This is a genomic window from Agrobacterium sp. NPDC089420 (assembly GCF_044900305.1).
Lineage (GTDB): Bacteria > Pseudomonadota > Alphaproteobacteria > Rhizobiales > Rhizobiaceae > Agrobacterium.
On sequence record NZ_JBJDMY010000028.1, the window covers coordinates 1 to 17,072 of the forward strand.

General features: G+C 57.2%; 14 protein-coding genes and 2 pseudogenes. 10 read left to right on the forward strand and 6 right to left on the reverse strand.

Annotation, left to right across the window (positions count from 1 at the left end):
- Nucleotides 1–86: 86 nt before the first annotated feature.
- Together ACI2KA_RS24970 and ACI2KA_RS24975 are read right to left on the reverse strand one after the other, a co-directional pair.
- Nucleotides 87–320: pseudogene (locus ACI2KA_RS24970) on the reverse strand (autoinducer binding domain-containing protein); the annotation flags it as partial.
- Nucleotides 321–473: 153 nt separating this feature from the next.
- Nucleotides 474–2,117 (reverse strand): Na/Pi cotransporter family protein, encoded by a 1,644-nt coding sequence (locus ACI2KA_RS24975; protein ID WP_404505143.1) that lies wholly within the window; start codon nucleotides 2,115–2,117, stop codon nucleotides 474–476.
- A 375-nt stretch (nucleotides 2,118–2,492) separates the two neighbouring features.
- Between ACI2KA_RS24975 and ACI2KA_RS24980 the strand changes: the two genes are divergently transcribed.
- From ACI2KA_RS24980 to ACI2KA_RS25020, 9 genes are all read left to right on the forward strand, one after another.
- Nucleotides 2,493–3,266: a DeoR/GlpR family DNA-binding transcription regulator gene (locus tag ACI2KA_RS24980; RefSeq protein ID WP_404505144.1), complete on the forward strand. Its 774-nt coding sequence runs from the start codon at nucleotides 2,493–2,495 to the stop codon at nucleotides 3,264–3,266.
- A gap of 41 nt (nucleotides 3,267–3,307) precedes the next feature.
- Nucleotides 3,308–4,603: an ABC transporter substrate-binding protein gene (locus ACI2KA_RS24985; RefSeq protein WP_404505145.1), complete on the forward strand. Its 1,296-nt coding sequence runs from the start codon at nucleotides 3,308–3,310 to the stop codon at nucleotides 4,601–4,603.
- A 55-nt stretch (nucleotides 4,604–4,658) separates the two neighbouring features.
- On the forward strand, nucleotides 4,659–5,732 hold the full coding sequence (locus ACI2KA_RS24990; RefSeq protein ID WP_404505146.1) for a carbohydrate ABC transporter permease: 1,074 nt from the start codon (nucleotides 4,659–4,661) through the stop codon (nucleotides 5,730–5,732).
- A gap of 3 nt (nucleotides 5,733–5,735) precedes the next feature.
- Nucleotides 5,736–6,608 (forward strand): carbohydrate ABC transporter permease, encoded by an 873-nt coding sequence (locus ACI2KA_RS24995; RefSeq protein ID WP_404505147.1) that lies wholly within the window; start codon nucleotides 5,736–5,738, stop codon nucleotides 6,606–6,608.
- Nucleotides 6,609–6,621: 13 nt separating this feature from the next.
- Nucleotides 6,622–7,611 (forward strand): hypothetical protein, encoded by a 990-nt coding sequence (locus ACI2KA_RS25000; RefSeq protein ID WP_404505148.1) that lies wholly within the window; start codon nucleotides 6,622–6,624, stop codon nucleotides 7,609–7,611.
- Nucleotides 7,611–8,699 carry an ABC transporter ATP-binding protein gene (locus ACI2KA_RS25005; RefSeq protein ID WP_404505149.1) on the forward strand — a complete coding sequence of 363 codons (1,089 nt, stop codon included), beginning with the start codon at nucleotides 7,611–7,613 and terminating at the stop codon, nucleotides 8,697–8,699. Before ACI2KA_RS25000 ends, ACI2KA_RS25005 begins: the two co-directional genes overlap by 1 nt.
- A 108-nt stretch (nucleotides 8,700–8,807) precedes the next feature.
- The gene (locus ACI2KA_RS25010) at nucleotides 8,808–9,611 is read left to right on the forward strand and encodes a glycerophosphodiester phosphodiesterase (protein ID WP_404505150.1); all 804 of its coding nucleotides are present in this window, start codon (nucleotides 8,808–8,810) and stop codon (nucleotides 9,609–9,611) included.
- Complete coding sequence (locus ACI2KA_RS25015; RefSeq protein ID WP_404505151.1) at nucleotides 9,604–10,410, forward strand: inositol monophosphatase family protein; 807 nt, start codon at nucleotides 9,604–9,606, stop codon at nucleotides 10,408–10,410. Before ACI2KA_RS25010 ends, ACI2KA_RS25015 begins: the two co-directional genes overlap by 8 nt.
- Complete coding sequence (locus ACI2KA_RS25020) at nucleotides 10,410–10,919, forward strand: NUDIX hydrolase (protein ID WP_404505152.1); 510 nt, start codon at nucleotides 10,410–10,412, stop codon at nucleotides 10,917–10,919. The genes ACI2KA_RS25015 and ACI2KA_RS25020 overlap by 1 nt, the downstream gene beginning before the upstream one ends.
- A 330-nt stretch (nucleotides 10,920–11,249) precedes the next feature.
- On the opposite strand, the gene ACI2KA_RS25025 is transcribed toward ACI2KA_RS25020, so the two are convergent.
- On the reverse strand, nucleotides 11,250–11,843 hold the full coding sequence (locus tag ACI2KA_RS25025; protein ID WP_404505153.1) for a recombinase family protein: 594 nt from the start codon (nucleotides 11,841–11,843) through the stop codon (nucleotides 11,250–11,252).
- A 153-nt stretch (nucleotides 11,844–11,996) separates the two neighbouring features.
- On the opposite strand from ACI2KA_RS25025, the pseudogene ACI2KA_RS25030 reads away from it, so the two are divergent.
- Nucleotides 11,997–14,973: pseudogene (locus tag ACI2KA_RS25030) on the forward strand (Tn3 family transposase).
- A gap of 28 nt (nucleotides 14,974–15,001) precedes the next feature.
- Here ACI2KA_RS25030 and ACI2KA_RS25035 read toward each other — a convergent pair.
- The 3 genes from ACI2KA_RS25035 to ACI2KA_RS25045 form a co-directional block, all read right to left on the reverse strand.
- The gene (locus ACI2KA_RS25035; RefSeq protein WP_404505154.1) at nucleotides 15,002–15,820 is read right to left on the reverse strand and encodes a hypothetical protein; all 819 of its coding nucleotides are present in this window, start codon (nucleotides 15,818–15,820) and stop codon (nucleotides 15,002–15,004) included.
- A gap of 8 nt (nucleotides 15,821–15,828) precedes the next feature.
- Nucleotides 15,829–16,368, reverse strand: coding sequence for a MerR family transcriptional regulator (locus tag ACI2KA_RS25040; protein WP_404505155.1), 540 nt, complete (start codon nucleotides 16,366–16,368; stop codon nucleotides 15,829–15,831).
- Between the two features lie 119 nt (nucleotides 16,369–16,487).
- On the reverse strand, nucleotides 16,488–17,048 hold the full coding sequence (locus tag ACI2KA_RS25045; RefSeq protein WP_404505156.1) for a nucleotidyltransferase family protein: 561 nt from the start codon (nucleotides 17,046–17,048) through the stop codon (nucleotides 16,488–16,490).
- Nucleotides 17,049–17,072 lie beyond the last annotated feature (24 nt).

A 17,072-nucleotide genomic window follows, 5' to 3' on the forward strand; every position in this document is an offset into this window, starting at 1 on the left:
CTCATGAGAATGATGGGGCTTCAAGGCGTCATTCGCGGCAAGCCGATCAAAACCACCGTGTCGGACAAGTCCGCTCCATGTCCACTAGACCGGGTCCGTTTAATGACCGGATCGAGCTTGTCAAAACCCTTTTCGAAATAGGTCGAGCGCCAGTCGTGATGATAATTGGTGACCGCAATGGTGTGTTTGTGCTGGATATGGAGATAGGCGTAACCGGAGAAACCGAAATGTTCGGTAAGGTCGGAAAGACCTTGCGTCAGGATGCTTTCGTCGCCGTGTATCGCCGCAAGATCGGTGAGCTTGTCCAGCCAGTTTTGCATTTTTACACTCCGTTTTTTGGTGGTCAGGTGGAACAGGTCACAAGGGTCCCTCTACGAGGCGCCGACAACAGCATCGATGAGTTCGGCCGATAGTTTCAATAACTACTGAAACGGCTCGCGCGAACATTCGAAACGGCAGTGGTCAACAAGAATTCAGCCTGTATCGCGCAGGCGGCTTTCGATCAGGAGGCCGCTTTCATCCAGGATCGGATGCGCGACCGAGACGATATGGGCGTTGATGCGCTTCAGGTCGCGCAGCATGTCGAGATGCAGCGAACTGGTCTGAAGGCTGTCGGCGCGGCCGTCGCGCAGGCGTTCCAGATGGCGCTCGGAGGATTGCTTCTCCATGCGGCGCACTTCCACCTTCACTTCCATCAGCTGACGGGCGAGATTGAAATCGCGGGTGACGAAGATCGTCTGGGCGATGCGTAGGTTGTCGATCGTCAGATGGAACAGCTTCTTCAGCTCCTCATAGCCGTCTTCCGAGAATTTCAGGCCGAGCGAGGCCTGCTTGGTTACCTGCGGCAGCAGGCCTTTTTCGATGATGTCGCCGATATGCTCGAGATTGATGGCGTAGTCGATAATCACGATGGAGCGGCGTCCGTCCTCCTCGCTGAGGCCGCCGCGGCCGAGCTTGGAGAGGTAGATCTTAACTTCCTGCTGCAGGCTGTCGACGCGCTTTTCGAGGCTCGCGATCTCCGTCAACTTCGACATGTTGTTGCGTTCGAAGGCGTCGGCTGCGCGTTGCAGCATGCGCTCGATCAGGTCGCCGACACCAAGCACTTCGCGGGTGGCGCTTGCGAGCGCAACCACGGGCGTGGAGAGCTCCTGCGGGTCGAGATAGCGCGGGGCGTTATCGGCCCGCTCGTCCTCGGCGACGAGCTTCAGCATCAGGCGCGACAGCAGCCGCGAGAAGGGCCAGGCGAGGGCCGCGAGGAGGAGGTTGAAACCGAGATGGGCATCGACCGGCAACTTGGCTGGCGACAGCGGCAGGGTTTCCAGAAGATCGGCGCCGAAGCCGGCGAGCGGCAGCGCGATCAGGCAGCCGATGGCGCGTACGATTAGATTACCCAGCGTGACGCGCTTGACCGAGGCCGGGCCTGAAAGCGAGGCGATAACCGGCGGGATGGCGCCGCCGAGATTGGCACCGAGCACCAGCACGATGACAAGGCCGGCCGACAGGATGCCCGTCGAGGCGAGCGACAGGATGAGGACGACGGCGGCGAGGCTAGAGGAGGAGATGAAGGCGATGCAGGCCGAAAAGGCGAGCGCCACGGGCCAGGCATTGTCGAGCAGGCCGATGAAGGCCGAGAGCGCCGGTGACTGGCGCATCGGTTCGGTGGCGCTGCTCAAGAGATGCAGCGATAGCAGCATCAGGCCGATGCCGATCAGCGCCTGACCGCCGCCTTGGCGCGAGGTCGAGCAGCTGCGATAGAGCACGATGCCCGTGAGGATGACCAGCGGCGACAGCCACTCGATGCCGGTGGCGACGATCCAGGCGGTGACGGCGGTGCCGACATTAGCGCCCAGAAGCACGATCTGCGCCATGCGCGGCTTGACCAGCTCGCGCTCGACGAAGGAGGCGACCATCAGTGCGGTCGCGGTGGAACTCTGTAGCGCGATGGTCGCAACGAAACCGGAGACGAAGGAGCGCAGTCCGCCCTTGGTGCCGGATGCAAGCCCGGTCCTCAGCCGCGCGCCGAAAGCGCGGGATACGCCATCTTTCACCTGCGACAGGCCGAACAGCAGCAGGGCTACGGCGCCGAACAGGTTTATCATGACGATCGTGGAATCCATAAACTGCTTCCTTTCAATAGCGCAGGGTGAACTTAAGGCGCTGTCATTCCTGCTTCATTCGTTAGTCGTCATTTTGGGCCGGGGCTCATTCCCGGTGACATCGCGGTCCGTCGGTGGGCCGGCTGGGAGGCGGCCAGCCCACCGATCTCCCTGCCCGCACGCAGATCGGGGCAGGGAAATAGATTATGGCGCGTTCAGGCTAAACCTTTGGGGCGCGCAGCGTGAGCGATTACGCGCGTCATCAGTTCTTTCAGCAAGCTTAACCGCGCCATTAACCCATAATAGTGGGATAATGTCATAAATCGTTCATTTGACAAAGATCTATTTCGCTCATATATTGAGTGATATCGATCATTAAGAAACGAGGCGACCGACATGCTGACCGCTGCCCAAGATCGCCATGTGAAGATTGTCGAGCTGCTCCGCGACGAGCAGTTTCTGGCGATTGGCACTTTGACCGAGCGCTTCCAAATCTCGGTGGCGACCGCGCGCCGAGATCTGGGGGAGCTCGAGGCAGAGGGCCTGCTGCGCCGAACGCACGGCGGTGCCGTCAGCATCAGTCAGGTCGGACAAGATGGGACACATGCGACCCGGGCTGTTTCCCGGCAGGTGGAAAAGGCCGCGATTGCTGCTGCCGCGGCCGAGATGATCGCGGACGGAGACGCTGTTCTCTTGGACGCTGGAACGACTTCACTCGAAGTCGCAAAGGCTTTGGTCAATCGCAAGGGGCTGACGCTCATCTCAAACGGCGCCGATATCGTCGCAGAGTTGATCCGTGGAGAAGCCCGAAACGTCTATTCGGTCGGAGGCGAATACTCGGATTCCAACCGCTCGTTCAGAGGCCCTTTGGCCGAACATTTTATCCGCCAGTTCAACGTCGATAAGCTCATTCTGAATGCGAGCTCGATTGATCTCGAACGTGGTCTGATTTGCACCGCATCTCCCCAGAACGCGAGTGTTCAGAAGGCTATGATCGAAGTGGCCAAGCGCGTGATCGTTGTCGCTGACCATTCAAAATTCACCAAATCAAGCCTCTCGGTCACCGCAAGGATCGATGATGTCGGTCTCATCATCACCGATACCGGTGCTCATGGCATGCTCGATGGCGTGCCGGAAAAGACAAGGAAAAAATTCGTTTTCGCAAACTAGGGCGCGGCCGCTCTCACGATATCAACAGGGATGGAGGAAACATGTCTCACCGATTTTCAACAAACTCTATAGGAAATGTTGCACGGATCGTCGCCGCGTCGTTGGGACTGGCGGCTGTGCCTTTTGTATCTTCAGCAATGGCGCAGACAAGCCTCTCCATGTGGTATCACGGTTCGGGCAACCAGGCCGAGAGCGCAGTTGTAAACCAGATCATCGATGATTTTAACAAAAGCCAGTCCGACTGGGCCGTCAAGCTTCAGAGCTTCCCGACCGGTGCGTACAATGACGCGGTGGTCGCCGGTGCACTGGCTGGCAGCCTGCCAGACATTCTGGACGTTGATGGCCCTAACATGCCGAATTGGGCTTGGGCGGGATACATGCAGCCGCTTTCCATCGATCAGGATGCGGTGAAGAACTTCCTTCCGGGTACGAAGGGTATCTGGGACGGCAAGCTCTATTCCGTAGGTTTGTTTGACGCGACGATCTCGTTGGTCAGCCGCAAATCGATCCTCGATCAACTCGGACTGCGCCTGCCGACCCTGGACAAGCCGTGGACCAAGGACGAGTTCATGGCCGCGCTGAAAGCTGCCAAGACCTCAGGCAAATACTCCTTTGCTCTCGATCTTGCGACCCAGAACAATAGTGGCGGCTGGTATGCTTATGGCTACACCCCGTTGCTGTGGAGCTTCGGGGGCGATCTTGTCGATCGCAAGACGTATTTGACAGCTGAAGGTGCGTTGAACGGTGAAGGCGCCATGGCGTTTGGAGATTGGTTTCAGGGCCTGTTCAAGGACGGCTACGCTGAAGCAGATCAGGCACAGGCTGATCGCGAAGCGGGCTTCGCCAAAGGGCGTTATGCATTTTCCTGGCAAGGCAGCGGCACTGCGTTGCGCGCTCTGGAAGCATTCAACGACACGGTCTTCCTTCCCGCACCGGACTTCGGCCATGGCGCTAAGGTTGGCGCTGGCTCCTGGCAGTTCGGCGCCTCTAAATCGTCAAAGCATCCGGATGGGGTGGCAGCCTTCATCAAGTTTGCCCTGCAAGATAAATATCTCGCGGCCTTTTCTGACGCCACCGGCCTGATCCCGGCGACTCCAAGCGCGGCCGCGCAGACGAAGAATTTTCGAGAGGGTGGCCCTCTCGCCCAGTTCTTCGAGTTTTCGAACCGGCAGGGCATGGTGCGCCCGATTACACCCGGTTTCGCGGTGCAGGCAGTCGTCTTCCGCAAGGCCATGGGTGATATCGCTCATGGCGCGAATGTCGCAGACACACTCGACGCGGCGGTTGATGAGATCAATGCCGATATCGAGCGAAACCGTGGCTACGGCCATAAGTAAGCCTCAGGGGGAGGGTGCACCCGGTGCATCCTCCCGAGCCTGATTGGAAACGACGATGGCATCTAAATTTACGACCTCAAATCGCGCAGGCTGGTTCATGGCCGGCCCCGTCGCCGCATTACTGGCGGTCTTCACTGTATTGCCCTTCTTTATGGCGGTGGGGTTCAGTTTCACCGATCAGCGGCTTATCTCGCCGAATGCGCCGCGCTTTGTCGGACTTGCCAATTATCAGCAATTGCTGGGTGTTGGAGTGCTGACCCTCCAGCCTAATCGCGACGCGAATGGTTCCGTGCAACTTAACGATAAGGGCGAGCGGACTTATCCAGCGCTGCGTACTTTCACGCGCGGCAATCCCGAATATCAATATCTCTCCGGTATGCGGGAGTGGTTCACGCTCGATTTTGGACAAACACGTTTCGTCGCCTTGGCGCGCGACGTGGTATTCATGAAAGCGATGGGCAATACGCTGATCTTCGTTCTATTAGCGGCGCCATTGCAAAGCATGCTGGCACTCGTCCTCGCCTTGCTGATCAATCAAAGGCTGCCCGGTATCACGGTTTTTCGTGCGATCTACTTCATGCCGGTCGTGGTCTCCATCGTTGTCGTGTCGATGCTTTGGCAATTCATCTACGCCGCAGACAATGGCCTCCTCAACAATATGCTGAAATGGCTCAGTTTCGGTGGGTTCCAGAGCGTCAACTGGCTTGGCAATCCATCAACCGCGCTCGGGTCGATAATCGGAATGTCGATCTGGCAGGGTGTCGGCTTCCATATGGTTATATGGTTGTCCGGGTTGCAGACGATCAATCCTGTACTCTACGAGGCAGCGGCTATCGAAGGGGCCAACCGTCGGCAGGTTTTTCGTTTCGTCACTTGGCCAGGCCTGCGCAATACCGCAGTTCTGATCCTGATCGTAATCACGATGCAGGCCTTTGCGGTATTTTCCCAGATCAATGTCATGACAGCTGGTGGGCCGCTCGACTCGACCCAAACGATCATGTTTCAGGCTGTTGAACGTGGATTTGCACGCCAGGACATCGCCAGTGGCGCAGCCATATCGGTGATCTTCTTCGCGATGGTCGTCTGCGTCTCGCTCACCCAGCGCTACCTGACCCGACAGAAGGTTTGAACCATGACCGCTCGCAACGATCACATCATGCTCACGGTCGGGCGCTATATACCCTTGGTGGTTCTGGCGCTGATCTTCATATTTCCGATGGTCTTCATGGTCATGTCGAGCTTCAAGCCCGCCATGCAGCTTTTAAGCGACACTTCCAGTATCGCGGCCTTCCTGCCGGTGGGCCACATTTCACTCGACAATTATGTCGCCGCCTTCAGGCGAGCGCCAATCGGGTTGTTTATCCTCAATTCGATTTTCGTTACCAGTGTGACCGTCGTTGCGAGCATCTTTCTTTGCTCACTGGCCGGCTTCTCCACCGTGTTCATCGAGTGGAAGGGGCGTAATCTTGTGCTTGCGGCGATCGTTGCAACGATGATCATACCCTTCGAGGCTGTGGTCATTCCGATGTTGCTGCTTGTCTCGAAGCTTCCCTGGATCGGGGCCAATGGACTGAGCTTCGGCTGGCTCAATTCCTATGAGGTGCAGATCATCCCGTTCATTGCCGATGGCCTCACCGTATTTCTCTTCGTGCAGTATTTCCGCAGTCTGCCTGGCGAGTTGATCGAAGCCGCGCAAGTCGAGGGTGCCGGATGGTGGCTAATCTATCGGAGGGTGGTCATGCCGCTTGCCGGGCCAGTCGTCGCGACAGCGGCAATCCTCAAGTTCCTCGCCATGTACAATCAGTATATGTGGCCGCTCATGGTCGTGCAAGACGAAGCCTATCGGCCGGTCATGGTCGGCCTACAGTATTTCTATCAGGAAAGCGTGCCTTGGGGTGAGGTCATGGCCTACCTCTCGATCATCACCGTCCCGGTCCTCATCTTCTACACCTTCCTGCAGCGCGCCTTTATCGCTTCGATAGCCGCGACCGGCGTGAAGGGCTAACTGGAGTTTTCAAATGGTTCTCGCACTACCGAACAAATGGCTTTGGGATAGCTGGTATGCCCATGACGGCGAGTGGTGGCACGGCTACTTCTTGCAGGCGGACAAGTCACTGATCGACCCCCGCAAGCGGCATCGTAATGTGTCGATCGGACACGCGGTTTCGAAGGATCTTGTCGACTGGACACATCTCGGAGCGTGTTTCGCTCCTTCGGCCGGGCCTGCTTTCGATGATGAAACGACCTGGACCGGATGCGTTGTAAGAGATGAGACTGGTCCCTGGCACCTCTTTTATACGGGCACGTCAAAGGCCGAAGACGCCAAGGTTCAGCGGATCGGTCACGCCACTTCGGAAGACCTCCATAACTGGACGCGTGTCGGAGACGGCCTCTGCCTCGATCTGGTCGGTCCAAATGCCGACCAATACGAAGTTGCTTTTACTCCGGGCCATTGGTACGAGCGAGCAATGCGTGACCCTTGGGTCATGCGCTCGCCCGACGGCGATGAGTGGCTGATGTTCTTCACTGCGCGTGCTCCAGGTATTGATGAGGCCAATGAAGGTGGGGCTATCGGGTTCGCGACCTCCAGAGATCTTTACACTTGGGAGCTTCAACCTCCAGTCTTCGTCGGAGGCTTTGGCCACCACGAGGTCCCTCAGGTATTTGAGATCCGCGGCCAGTGGTATTGCCTGTTCTGCTGTGGTGCGGGCAATTGGTCCAAGAACCAGATTGCCATCCGAGGTCAGGAGCCGGTCGTTGGCTCACACTACCTTATTGGTGAAAGCCCGCGCGGCCCCTGGCAAATCGCCCCTGGTGACTTCCTTGACAGTGGCGGTCCCTTAAACCGTTACGCTGCGCGGATACTTGAGCAGGATGGCCTCAAGATCCTCGGTTTTGCTCGAGGAACGGATGGCCAGTTCATCGGTGAAATTACCAGCCCCGATTCGGTTATCGTCGATGAACAAGGACTGCTCCACGTCGTGAAGCAGCAGCCGGAGGATTACTGATGGCGGGCATTTCGCTAAAGGGCATCAGCAAGCGGTACGGCGCCATAGAAGTGATCGAAGGGATCGACCTCGACATCCGTGATGGTGAATTCATTGTCTTTGTCGGACCTTCTGGATGCGGCAAATCTACCCTTTTGCGGATGATTGCCGGCCTTGAAGACATATCGGGTGGTGCTCTGCATATCGGTGACGATCTGGTAAACGGCACGCCGCCCAAAGAACGCGGCATCGCTATGGTTTTCCAAAGCTACGCCATCTTTCCGCACATGACGGTGCGCGAAAATGTTGCATTTGGTTTGACGATCGCCGGCGCCTCCAAAGTCGAAAAAGAAGCCAAGGTCGCTGAGGCGGCCAGGATGCTGCAGATCGAACATCTTCTCGATCGCCGGCCCTCACAGCTATCTGGTGGCCAACGTCAGCGTGTAGCGATCGGGCGAGCGATCGTTCGCGACCCGAAAGTGTTCCTTTTCGATGAGCCGCTGAGCAATCTTGATGCGGCTTTGCGGGTGGATACCCGGATCGAAATTGCGAACCTGCACAAGTCGCTCAAAGCGACAATGCTTTATGTCACTCACGATCAGGTGGAGGCCATGACTCTTGCCGATCGGATCGTAGTGCTTAACAGGGGTGTCATCCAGCAGGTCGGAACGCCGATGGAGCTCTATCGCAATCCGGCAAATTTGTTCGTGGCCGGGTTCATCGGCTCACCAAAGATGAACTTTGCCGATGGCGTGGTGACGAACTGCCAGCCCGGAACTCTCGAGGTCGACACCACGATCTTCGGCAAGGTCGTGCTGCCTGTCGGTGCGGCTGCTCTGGTGGCCGGGGAGAAGGTCACGATCGGCTTGCGCCCCCACCATTTCGACATTCTCGACAGCGGAGGGACCGAGGGCGTCATTACCGTGGTCGAACGGTTGGGCAACGAGACCACGACGATTGCCGAACTGCCGGGCGGTCAAAAGCTGACGATCAACGTTGACCCGCTCAGCGAGGTTACGTCGGATCAGAAGCTTAACTTTGCGCCCCAACTGCATCATGCCGCCGTTTTCGATGCCAACGGCCTTTCTATTGGCGGCAGCATCAACTGATCGCTGCGGACCTCTCTGAGAATGACTGCATCTGCATTTCTAAATGCGTTGCAATCCGGGTCGCCGTCGACAGCGACGACTCGGTCTGAATACGGAAAAGGGAATATTATGAACCCGCTTAGAATGACGCCAAATACTATGCGCCTTGCCGGCCACCGAGGTCACAGCGAGGGTGCACCTGAAAATACCTATGCCGCATTTGCCAAAGCCGTTGAGCTTGGCGGTCGCGGCGTCACATGCGAAACCGACCTTCGCATCACTAGCGATGGCGAGCTGGTTCTGATCCACGACGAGACCGTCGATCGCACGACGGACGGCAAAGGCCTTATTCGAAACATGACATATGCCGAGCTCGAAAAGCTCAGCGCGGGTAGCTGGTTTGCTCCCGAATTCGCCAGTGAGAAAATCCCGCGGCTGCGGGACGCGCTTCGGTTCGCACGCGAGCACGGGATCATCTATCAGCTTGAGCTTAAAACCTACAATCTCGATGATATCTTCTTCCCCAAACTGCGGGCGTTGATTTCCGAACTTGAGTGCGCCGACCTGTTGCAGTTCTCATCCTTCGATTTTGTCCAGCTGCGTAATCTCAAGAAAGCTATCCCGGAAGTACCGACAGTTGGCCTCTCGCATTCAAGACTTATCAATCCAGGCGCCATCGCCAAAGAAGCTCATGTCGATGCGATCAATCTGGAGATCTATCATTTCCCGAGCGGCGAAGCTCTCCAGCTGCACAATGCAGGGATTGCGACTTTCTTGCATGTTCCCCCACCATCGCGGTTGAAGGGCCTTAAGGAGTATGGCGTTGACGTCGAAGCGGATGTCGTCGGCTGGATTCGTGAGGGACAACTGGACCAGCTTATCAGCAATGACGTTGCCCAGGTCGCCAGACTGCGGGACGAAGCCCATGCCTGACATGCAAGCCTATGATTTGATTGTCTCGACGATCGAGCGGATTGCCCGGGAAGCCGGCGAAGTCGCGCTTGGGCATTTCCGCTCTATTGCGGATTTGCCGGTTGAGCGGAAGGGCCATCTCGATCTCGTGACGAAAGCCGACCGTGAAGTCGAGGATTTTGTCATCGATGGATTGCGCCGTGCCTTCCCCAATGATGGTGTCTATGGGGAAGAACGCGGAGAGCTCGTTGGTACGTCGGGTCGAATCTGGGTGATTGATCCGATTGATGGAACATTTAATTTTGTCCGCGGTGGCCAGAACTGGGCGATTTCGATCGGCCTCTACGAGCAAAGCCGGCCGGCGCTCGGTGTCATTTTTGCTCCCGTCCGCCAACTTATGCTGGTTGGAGGAAATGGAGTCCCCACGACATTGAATGGCAAGCCCATGGCAGCTGTCCCGGCGCTGAATCTGTCGCAAGCCTCAATGGGTATCGGCATGCACCCATCTGTCTCGACAAAAGACCGGATCGAGGTTGTTCGGTATATTTCCGATGAATTGCGTATCAGCTTCCGTTGCTGCGGTTCTGCGACGCTGTCGCTGATCGAAGTCGCGATGGGCGAGACAGATGGGTACGTTTCCCTCGGAGATTCGACGTGGGACGTCATGGCGGCGCTTCCAATCCTCCAGAACCTGGGCGTGAGCCACACAATCGACTGGGACCGTATCGATCTCGAGGCGAAATTGCGTTTCGCCTGCGGAACCGATAGTTTCCTGGACAAAGTAAGGCCACTGCTTGACCGGGTGAAAGAAGCGGCCTGATGTCGGAACCTGACCGTCTCGCGCGACACTTCCGTGTGGCACTTGGTAATCGTGACATCGTTTATTCCACAAGAACACCGACGAGGTTCGGTGCCCTATGTGTTCGCGCGAGCGCCAGCGGCGTCGGTCCGGATGTGCTGCTTGTCACGAGCCGCAACTCAGGACGTTGGGTGATCCCGAAGGGCCGGGCGATCGGTAGCAAAAAGCCGCATCAGGTGGCTAGCATCGAAGCCTGGGAAGAAGCAGGCGTGCGTGGCAAGGTCGACAAGATGCCGCTTGGATATTTCGAGTTTCGCAAGACCCTACCTGACGGTGACATTGATCCCCTATGGGTCCAGGTTCACCTGCTTGACGTCGCAGAGGAAGAGCCGGCTTTTCCCGAACGAGGACAGCGCCTGGTCCGCTGGTTCAAACTGGATGAGGCCGCGTCACTTGTTCTTGAGACAGATCTGGCTGCCATGCTTCTTAGTCTCAAAAATCAACTCTCAGAATCTTCGTCATGTGGCTGAAACCGGTGAAGCGTGACTATCGGAAATACCGCGCTTCCGTGTGCTTTACAATGAACCACGACTACCTTCACCCCCACCCTGTTTGGCCACACGCCGTGGCTACCTGGCTGTTGGATTCAAATATATCCACCAAGGGCGCGAAGGCACTCTGTGTTCAGTGAGATATTGCCGGCCCGGGTGTAAAAATCGTCCAGCGTGGTTTCGTTTCCGCGGGTTGAAAACGGATTGATTGCCGCTGGGGATCCGCGATCTTCGTCCTGAACCGCGAAAGTTCATCCGGCAGCCGCTTGCGTAAATGGCGTCAGAACAAGAGCTGCTCGAAATCGTACGCTAAGCTGGGGCAGGCCGTGAGCTCTCGTCTCGGACCCGCATAACAGTTTGTCGACTGGTCGCGAATTTCCTGGCAATCGCGGAAACACTGATGCCCTTCGCGAGATCATCGCGCACGTCCTGTTTCTGTTCTTGGCTGAGTGTTGATGGCCGGCCGAGCGTCTTACCTTCTGATTTTGCGCGCCTGAGGCCGGATTGGGTTCGCTCAATCAGCAAATCTCGCTCGAACTGAGCTACGGCATTAAGCACTTGCATGGTCATCGTGCCGGACGAGCTGGTGAGATCGGCGCCGCCGAGCGCCAAACAATAGACTCTTACGCCCATTTCGGCGAGAGCCTTGACGGTTGTGCTGACGTCGATGGCATCACGGCCGAGCCGATCGAGCTTGGTCACGATCAGAATGTCCTCGGACTCCAGCTTGTCCAAGAGCCGGGAAAAGCCACGGCGTTGTGCGATGGCGGTGCTGCCCGAAACGGTTTCGGTGATGATCCGGCGTGGCTCTACTTGGAAGCCGGCGGCATTGATCTCCTGGATCTGGTTCTCGGTAGTTTGGCCGGTCGTAGAGACACGGACATAGGCAAAGGTGCGTGGCATAGGCTCAATTTCGTCCGAATAGGCTGTCCGAAATATCTGTCGTGTTCGAAACTCTGTCAAGATAATTTGTGGACAGGGCGTTTTCCCCCTGTACGAAATCGTCCGTTTCCGGACAGACCATTTGTCGCCAACGCATATTGTAAGGAGTGATCGATGGCCCGACGCAAGCTTCTCAATTACCAGGACCGTCATGAGCTATTCGCTATTCCGACAGATGAAGAGAGCCTTATCCTTCACTATTCCCTGTCGCCCATCGATCGATTGGAAATCGACCTTCGCAGGCGCGGTCACAATCGGCTCGGGTTTGCGGTTCAGCTTTGCATGATGCGCTATCCCGGCCGGCCGCTCCTACCGAACGAGATCCCTCCGGGAGCGATGCTCAATTACGTCGCCGACCCAGATTGGTGCCGACCCTCGACTGTTCGAACTCTATGCTCGGCGTGAGGAGACGCGCCGTGATCATATTGCGCACCTCCTTCGATATCTGGGACTGAAAAGCGCAGCATCGCAGGATCGACGGGCGGCGTTGTTAGCAGCAATCGAAGCTGCGGGAACGACGGATAAGGGGCTGCCGATCGCGAAGGCCATCATCAGTTCATTCCGCGAGCGGCGCGTGCTGTTGCCGTCGGCAGATACAGTGGAGCGAATGGGCCTGGCAGCCCGTGCAATCGCGCGCGGGCGCGCTGAAACCGCACTCATCGCAGATCTTGGGTCTGAAAAGCTTGCCGCTCTTGATGAATTGCTGGCCGTTGATCCGGAAATTGGTCAGACGCGGTTCCACTGGCTGCGATCGGCGCCAGAAGCTCCGGGCGCTACGAACCTGGTCGGATTGACGGATCGAGTGGCGTTCCTGCGCACGCTCGGGATCGATCCGAGCTTGCAGGCACGTGTGCCCGTGGGGCGTTGGGATCAGATGGTGAGGGAGGGTGATGTTACGCCGGCCTGGCTTGCCAGCGACTTTAATGCCAGCCGCAGGCATGCGATGATTGTCGCTCAGGTCATCAAGCTCAGCCAGAAACTCACCGACGATGCGGTAACGATGTTCATCAAGCTGATCGGTCGGCTGTTCTCCAAAGCCCGCAACCGAAAGAAACAGCGTCATATGAACACGCGGATCGAGACTTCGAAGGCGCTGCGGCTCTTCCTCGATACGATCCTGGCCCTTCAAACTGCCAACGATACCGGCGAAGACGCGATCGAGATTCTGGATCGGCAAGTTGGCTGGCATCGACTCCTGCAGATCAAGCCAGGCCTCGAAACGATTGTCGAGAGTAACGATGCTCCTTCTCTGGAACTGGCGGCCGAGCAGTGGGGAAACGTCCGCAAATATGCAGGCGTGTTTTTCCAGACATTCACGTTCTGCTCGCGTCGTCGCCACGATCCTCTGTTGTCGGCGGTCGTCACTCTGAAGCAGCTCTACGCCGAAAGCCGCCGGTTGCTGCCTCAAAGTGTTCCGGCCGGACACCTGACGCCAGCCGAGCGCAAGATGATTTTTGACGACGGAAAGCCGGACCGACGTCTTTATGAGATCGCCACCCTGGCTCACCTGCGCGAGCGATTGCGGTCCGTCGATATCTGGGTTGACGGTAGCCATACATTCCGGCCGGCCGATGAGCATCTTCTATCCAAACCGGTCTTTGCTGTCATGAAAGAAGAAGGAAGGCTCAATCTCGGTGTTCCGAGCGATGGGGCCGCATGGCTCGCAGAAGTCCAGCAGACCATGGACTTCAATCTGAAGCGGTTGACCTATCGTGCCCGTAATCGAAAGCTGGAAGGCGTCAGGCTGGAGACCGGTACCCTGATCGTCACGCCGCATGCCAGCGACGTTCCTGCGGCGGCTGAAGATCTGAATGCCGAAGTCACCGAGATGTACCCGCTGGTCGAGGTCCCCGATCTGCTGCGGGAGGTGCATCAGTGGACGGGCTTCGCAGACCAGTTCACGCATGTTCGCACGGGGGACGCGCCGCACAACGTATCGGCGATGCTCGCCGGCGTGTTGGCCGATGGAACGAACCTCGGCCCGAAGCGAATGGCGGGTGCCTCAAAGGGCATCAGCGCGCATCAGATTGGATGGATGCGAACATTCCATGCAAGATCGGAAACCTATAGGGCAGCGCAGGCTAGCGTGACGGACGCACAAACCCGCCATCCGCATTCGCTGCTTTGGGGCGATGGCACTACCGCATCATCCGACGGGCAGTTCTTCCGGGCAAGCGATCGGGCCGCGCGGCGCGGCGACATCAACCTTCATTATGGCAGCGAGCCAGGTACCAAGTTTTACAGCGGCCTCTCGGATCAATACGGCTACTTCAGCATATTGCCGATCAGCCCGACCGAAAGCGAGGCCGTCTATGTGCTCGACGGGTTGTTCGATCACGACACGATCCTCGACATCGAGGAACTATTCACCGATACCGGCGGCGCCAGCGATCAGGTGTTTGGCTTCTTTCCCTTTATCCGCAAGCGTTTCGCTCCGCAGCTGCGCAACATCAAGGACCGGAAATTCCACACGTTCGAAAAGGCCGACGCCTATCCGGCGCTGGCAAATCACATCGGGACGCCGATCAATACCGCGCTTGTCATGGACAATTGGGACGATCTTCTACGTCTGGGCGCTTCCGTCACGTCGCGCACCGTCGCTCCCTCGACGATCCTCAAGCAATTCTCAGCTTCGTCGAAAGCAGGCGACCTTGCCAAGGCGCTGCGCGAGGTGGGCCGCATTGAGCGGACCCTATTCATGATCGAATGGTACTCGAACCCGTCGTTGCGACGGCGTTGCCGGGCTGGCCTGAACAAGGGAGAAGCAGCCCATAAGCTCAAACGCGCGGTGTTTTTCCACGAACGCGGCGAGATCCGCGACCGCTCGTACGACAGTCAGGCGTTCCGGGCCTCCGGTCTCAACCTCGTCGTCAGCGCTATCATGCACTGGAATACCGTTTACCTCAGCCGTGCCGTCGCTCATTTGCGGACAAAGGGACGCAACATTCCTGACGCTCTCCTTAAGCATATATCGCCGCTCGGCTGGGAGCACATCAATCTGACCGGCATCTACTCGTGGGACAGTGAACAGCAAATGCCGCAAGGTTACAGGGCCTTACGGCTCCCCGGCCGTCTTTTGCGGGCGGCTTGACGGCGCCGAAAGCCGAGCGGATCGATCTTCAAGCCAGGATATCGAGAGCTGTGTCGAAGATGCGCTGATCCACGTGCCCTGCTCCTGGGATAGTCCGCAGTGCCCAGGCAAGAGGGCTGTCGAGGCGATCAGCGATCTGCTTGCACAGATCGAAATGCCAGAGACCTCGCGCCAGCCGATGCGGTCCCTGTGCCAATGCCTCCTCGTCGCGTGGCAGATCAAAGGCAGTACTGTCGGCATCGGCTTCTCCGAGCAATATCGTCAGTCTACTCCCGAAATACCGAAGCAGGGAGGTTTGATCGAGATCTAGACCACCCATGCCGTTTGGGTATTCGACGGCGAGATCCGGCAGCATATAAATGCCGCTGTTCGATGCGACCGCTCGATCGAGCGCCGATGCTTCGGTCAATGCGAGATAGCGTAGGACGAATTGCGAGCCGGCGGAATTGCCGAACAAACCGAACGTCGTGTGTTTGGACTCAACTTCGGTGCGGACGTGCTGGAACAAGCGATCAACAATCCCGAAGGACCAGCGGTCTTGCGGCAAAAAAGCCGCGCCTGGTCCTGACCTGACGTGCCCGTAATTGTAGGCATAGACATCGGGGAATGCTTCGATGTCGAATTCCGGCACCAGGATAATCATCCCGAGCTGCTCCGCCCGTTTGACCAGCACATCCCGGAAGTCCGATGCTGCGCGGTCCAGCCCGTGCATGCCGATGACGACGCGGGCGTTTTGAATATTGGATGTCGGTTGAAAATAGAATACCCGCATGTGCTGCCGAGCGCCTGCAGCAGGATCGAAGAATTGGAAGCTGCCTTTGCCGGCTTCCATCTGGAAACTGTCCATAATGACCTCTATGTCTTTACAGCACCTGTACCTCGCTGCTGAGCATGCTCTCTGCCTTCATTCTGATGATCAGATAGCGCGAATGCGGTACGGACCGCGTTGACCGCGGCTGACAACTTCTCCGGCGACGGCAATCGAACGGGATGATCAACTATTAGAGAGATGCCGTCGGCGACGCGGATCCTTGTGACTAGTTCAGCGACTGGAGCGATCTGTGCGCCTGCGATGATCTTATGGAATTCTGCGGATTGAGCGCTGAAGTTAGCCCAGTTACGCTCGGCCTCCTCAATCGGAATGCCGCGTTCCGCCAAGAGACTTTCTATAGATTGGCGGTGGGTCCGGATGTCGGCGTTGCTCATTCCCCCATCTTGAAGCATTCGCACACATCGCAGTTGCGCCAAATGACCATGGTCGAAATGGCTGCCGCGACCTCGGCCGGACGGCGGGTCAATGAGCTCCTCACGCACGTAGTATCGCACGGTTCGCTCGGAAACCCCGGCCAGGTGGGCAAGTTGAGTTACATTGAAACGGTTTTCTGTTACAGGCATGCCAGTTTATTGGCAGTACAGTGTCAAATTGTCAACTGTCATATTGCCAAGCGGATATGAGCGGAATCTCGGCGCTATGTTACAAGTGCTACAAACATCGACGATCGCTAAAACCAAGCTCAGATAGCGATTGAAAGCCACGGCCATCGCGTTTTGTAGTCCTGACATTTTCTGATGAACAGATCGTCCAGAGGGTTATTGGGATTGATGCGCAGAGTGCCATTCCACATGTCGTCGAACCCAACTGGCGCATAGACACTCCCACTTCCGACGCTGACCCCGAACTGGGTGCAAGCGATCAAATATCGGTCGATCCCGTCTTCAACCCGCGTTAGCGGCGGACAAGCAGAACCAAACTTCTCTGAATACCAAAGGTGAACTCGGGCCTGGTTTCTGATCTCAACTTTGTCCGCACGATCGCCAAGCAGCTCCCTCGCTTTTTGGATTGCGGCGTCTTCCGCTTCCCACGACAGGTCATTGGCATCGAAATAGAAAACATCATAATCCTTGATAGCCCAATCCGGCTCGTTTCCACTTTTGAGATTCCATACGGTTTGAAACAAACACCCTGCTGTCAGGGTACATTGGGGCAATTGCAAATCTGGAAGAACTTCCAGCAACCAACGGTTTGTCTCGTTTCTCCTGATCTGATCGATGAATTGCTGTTTAGAAAGAGACATGATTCCGTCACCCCTATGTTCGCT

What these genes read in the sequence shown, in the direction of transcription:
- ACI2KA_RS24975 (WP_404505143.1), bottom strand. Translation starts at nt 2,117, where the DNA reads ATGGATTCCACGATCGTCATGATAAACCTGTTCGGCGCCGTAGCCCTG.
- ACI2KA_RS24980 (WP_404505144.1), top strand. Translation starts at nt 2,493, where the DNA reads ATGCTGACCGCTGCCCAAGATCGCCATGTGAAGATTGTCGAGCTGCTC.
- ACI2KA_RS24985 (WP_404505145.1), top strand. Translation starts at nt 3,308, where the DNA reads ATGTCTCACCGATTTTCAACAAACTCTATAGGAAATGTTGCACGGATC.
- ACI2KA_RS24990 (WP_404505146.1), top strand. Translation starts at nt 4,659, where the DNA reads ATGGCATCTAAATTTACGACCTCAAATCGCGCAGGCTGGTTCATGGCC.
- ACI2KA_RS24995 (WP_404505147.1), top strand. Translation starts at nt 5,736, where the DNA reads ATGACCGCTCGCAACGATCACATCATGCTCACGGTCGGGCGCTATATA.
- ACI2KA_RS25000 (WP_404505148.1), top strand. Translation starts at nt 6,622, where the DNA reads ATGGTTCTCGCACTACCGAACAAATGGCTTTGGGATAGCTGGTATGCC.
- ACI2KA_RS25005 (WP_404505149.1), top strand. Translation starts at nt 7,611, where the DNA reads ATGGCGGGCATTTCGCTAAAGGGCATCAGCAAGCGGTACGGCGCCATA.
- ACI2KA_RS25010 (WP_404505150.1), top strand. Translation starts at nt 8,808, where the DNA reads ATGAACCCGCTTAGAATGACGCCAAATACTATGCGCCTTGCCGGCCAC.
- ACI2KA_RS25015 (WP_404505151.1), top strand. Translation starts at nt 9,604, where the DNA reads ATGCCTGACATGCAAGCCTATGATTTGATTGTCTCGACGATCGAGCGG.
- ACI2KA_RS25020 (WP_404505152.1), top strand. Translation starts at nt 10,410, where the DNA reads ATGTCGGAACCTGACCGTCTCGCGCGACACTTCCGTGTGGCACTTGGT.
- ACI2KA_RS25025 (WP_404505153.1), bottom strand. Translation starts at nt 11,843, where the DNA reads ATGCCACGCACCTTTGCCTATGTCCGTGTCTCTACGACCGGCCAAACT.
- ACI2KA_RS25035 (WP_404505154.1), bottom strand. Translation starts at nt 15,820, where the DNA reads ATGGACAGTTTCCAGATGGAAGCCGGCAAAGGCAGCTTCCAATTCTTC.
- ACI2KA_RS25040 (WP_404505155.1), bottom strand. Translation starts at nt 16,368, where the DNA reads ATGCCTGTAACAGAAAACCGTTTCAATGTAACTCAACTTGCCCACCTG.
- ACI2KA_RS25045 (WP_404505156.1), bottom strand. Translation starts at nt 17,048, where the DNA reads ATGTCTCTTTCTAAACAGCAATTCATCGATCAGATCAGGAGAAACGAG.